Source organism: Chitinophaga sp. (genome assembly GCF_035564935.1).
In the GTDB taxonomy this organism is placed as follows: Bacteria; Bacteroidota; Bacteroidia; order Chitinophagales; family Chitinophagaceae; genus Chitinophaga.
The window spans coordinates 1-3,597 of the sequence record NZ_DATMTE010000186.1; the positions used below are offsets into that span (position 1 = coordinate 1).

General features: G+C 49.0%; 3 protein-coding genes. All 3 read right to left on the reverse strand.

Features of this window, described 5'->3' with window-relative positions:
* Positions 1-1,625 (reverse strand): hypothetical protein (locus tag VN105_RS04870; RefSeq protein WP_325638491.1); only part of this gene is annotated, 1,625 nt, incomplete at its 3' end.
* An 11-nt stretch (positions 1,626-1,636) separates the two neighbouring features.
* A complete protein-coding gene (locus VN105_RS04875; RefSeq protein ID WP_325638493.1) occupies positions 1,637-3,316 on the reverse strand; it encodes a RagB/SusD family nutrient uptake outer membrane protein in 1,680 nt (559 codons plus the stop codon).
* A gap of 12 nt (positions 3,317-3,328) precedes the next feature.
* Positions 3,329-3,597 (reverse strand): hypothetical protein (locus VN105_RS04880; protein ID WP_325638495.1); only part of this gene is annotated, 269 nt, incomplete at its 5' end.

Genomic DNA, 3,597 nt, shown 5'->3' on the forward strand with positions numbered 1-3,597 from the left:
AACACTGCACCGGTAGCAGGCTTGGAGAAGCTGCCTTTACCGGCGTATACATGGTAATTAAATGCATCAAAGTTGCCATCTACCTGTTGCGGTGAAATGTTTGTGAATGGCAGTTTGGCGCCTGGCGCTGTTTCCAGGTCAAGATACCAGTTGAGCGACTGGTTACCTGTTAGCCTTATAGCAGCGGTTTTCTCTTTAAGCGTCACCTGTAAAGTCCCGCCTTGGCTGAGTGGCCACAACACCAGTACGGTTTCCTGGTCCAGGTTTTTGAATACGGGATCCCCGCCTTTTAATGTTACTTCCTGTCCGTTTACCAGGGCCTTTAACCGTAAGCCGGCCAGCTGCCCCGGTTTACTCCACAGGTATCCGTCTACAACCGGCAATGTGAAGAACGTGCATTCATTGGAGGTGGCTACCTGGGTGGTATAGATATCGGGAATATTTTCGTTAAAGAGATGAATGTCCCGGATACGGAAACTGCCATCTTCCCACAGTATATTCATCCTGTAGAAGCGGCTGTTATACCATAAGGTTTTGCGGTCGCTTCCTTCCAGGTCTTTGGTAACGGAAAAGGAGGTAGGCGGTGTTACTTTATAGTTTGCTTTGAACCACTTACCGGATTGCTCCATGGTTTCCAGCCTGATCTTGTGCTGGTCTCTAAGAGCGGCTATCAGCGGCATTTGTATCTCAAAGCCTTTGGCCATGGCATCCCAGGTGAAAGAATTTTCCTGTCCTGCCTGGGTGTAATTGAAGTTCAGGGCCGGATCGTCTGTGAAAGTTTTGAAGAACCAGCTGACCCAATTTTCGCTGCCGCCTGCCTTCGGATATACGGGCTCCAGGGTGATCACGCCTTGTCTTTGTGTGTTGATCCCCTGATCATACTGGCGGATAGGGTCGCTTCCCAGCATCCTGAAAACCGGCACCGGGATCTGGCTGCCGGCATGTTGCGCCGGCATGTAGGAATTGATCCTGCTCGGATAATAAGCCTGGTTCCAGTAGCCGCCCCATAAGGTATAGCCATCGGTGCCATACTGGTCTTTACAATTTGCGGAAGCAACGATCCTGTATTTATCGTACAGGTATTGCAGGGTATGTGCATCAATAAACCAAGAGGCAACGGAGCGGGGATAATAACCGAATATGCTTTTAAAGCTTTCCATATAAGCATCTGCTATCTTTTCTCTTTCAGCAGGCGTATAGCCGGTGCTAAAGCCTACATCTGCATGCCAGTCCCACGGATAACGGCCTCTCCATTTCAGCCCCGCTTTTTCTACCAGTGGTTGAGGAAGCTCCCACCAGGCGCCTATCTCAAACGAGTCCCTGGGTAAGCTCCTGAGCAGTTCCTGGTACCGGTGATCCATCAGGGCGTCGTACTGCAACAGGAATGTGCCTGTGAGATGATATTGCCGCATAATGTTCACCTGCTTTACCACGGTTTGGTAAAGCACCTCTTCTGTGATCCGCTGATCCCTTGGCTCCAGCAGGCGGATGAAATTGACGATATTAACGATCTTCGGCTCCTGGGCGGCGGCTGTTTTACACAGGCTGGTGAAACATATTCCTGTTAGCAGCAGCACCGCTATTGTTTTTGTTCTGATCATATGTGCTATAAAGTAGTTACGCATGTTGATGGAGGTTACCAACCCGGATTTTGTTCAAGCGTTTTTCCATTAGTGGTATAAAAAGCTACTTCCTTTGTTGGCAATGGCTGTAAATAATCTTTGGCCGGATCAAATTTCCGGTCCTTCTCGGCAATAAGGAAACCATTTGCATCTATTTTAGTTAAGTAAGATGGATCACTGTAAGGCGCCCTGGTGGCCCAGTCGGTGCCAGTGATCTTAATGCCTTTTATATCCTGCCGCAATTCGGTTTCTGCTGTTTTCCAGCGACGGATATCATCATACCGGAATCCTTCCAGTGCCAGTTCTATGGTACGTTCCCGCCTGAGCTCCGTGCGCATGTCCAACTGGTGGGTGGCCACAAAGGCATTGCTCAGGTGCGGCATATTCACCCTGTCGCGCAGTTTGTTTACGGACAGGTTGAGGTCACCATCGCTGATAGCGCCATTCTTTTCAAATACTGCTTCGGCATAAATCAGCAATACTTCTGCATAGCGGATCAGGTGACGGTCAAAATCAAACAGGCTGGCATCTCCCGCGCGGCCGGAGTTGTTGGCTACCGGGTCTTCAGACATGTATTTGTACAGTATATACCCTGTATTAAAGTTACGCTGGGGCTTATCCGGCCAGTTAGCTATTTTGGTTACGGGGTAAAATACCCGGTTGGTGAGTGTACCGGGGATGATCATGGTCATGGTCATTCTCGGGTCCCTGTCCTGGTATTCGGAAGTGAAGGTACCGTAGCCGTGAAAAACACTACCGGCGGCCGTGATGGGCAACCCGTTTTTGTCAAGGTACATATCCACCAGTTTACGTGATGGGTTATAGCCGTCCTGGTCATACATGTAAGGCGCATCATGCCCCAGTATGTTGCGGGCAAACCGCCTGTCCAGTATACATTCTTTTGAATCATCGCCGGGTTCCAGGAACAGGTAGCGATAGCTTTGTGTACCGCTGCCGGTATACAGCGTGTAGGCGCCGCCGTTAATTACTTCACCCGAGCTGGCAATGGCTTTATCGAGGTATTTTGTGGCGCCTGTTTCGCCCCGGAACTTCTCCCAGGTTCCCTCAAAAAGAGCTACCCTGGCGGATAAGGCGAGTGCTGCACCTTTGCTTATCCTGCCGATATCCGGAGAGGAAAGGTCCGACTGCAAAGGCAAATCCTCTTTTGCTTCATCCAGGTCCTTTAAGATCAGGTCGGCTGTTTCCATGCGGGTGGCGCGTGGTGTAAATAATTCAGGGTCGCCGGTAGAGAGTACTTTGGTAATAAGCGGAATACCACCATAAATGCGCAGCAATTTCCAGTAGTACCAGGCCCTGAAAAATTTTGCTTCTGCTACATATCTTTTTATTTCTGCGTCGGTAGTTCCTGCGCCCTTTTCAATGATATTATTGGCGGACCTGATGTATCCATAGCTGGTGTTCCATTGATCCGATGTTTCCGATGGCTGCAGGTTACCGTTGCTGACAGAATTGGGTACATTAAACGCAATGTCCGATTCCGTATCTTCTTCACCAAACCTGTCCAGGCCATTATACAAATTGTTGGCCGCCAGTTTGAAATCATTGCCTGTTTTCCAGAAAGTGGCATCGGTAATACTGTCCTGTGATACCAGGTTAAGGTTCTTGTTGCAGCTGCAGCAAACAACAGCGAACAGTAACAGGTATGTTCTATAATGAGAGAGTTCAAATTTCATGATGCGCTTCAATTAAAATTTAACATTTAAGCCCAGTGAATACACCTTGTTGAAGGGATAGGTGCCCTCGTTACGATACCCGTCTTCCGGGTCGAAATTTCCGCCCAAAGTACCTTTTGAAAAGGTAAAGAGATCCTGCCCGCTGAAGTAAACGCGGGCTGATTTTATCCTGGCTCTCCGGATAATGTGCTCAGGAATGGTGTAACCCAGTGTGATCACTTTAAACCGGAGATAGGCCACATTCTGGAGCATAAGGGCGGAGGCGCGGTAGTTATAGTTTT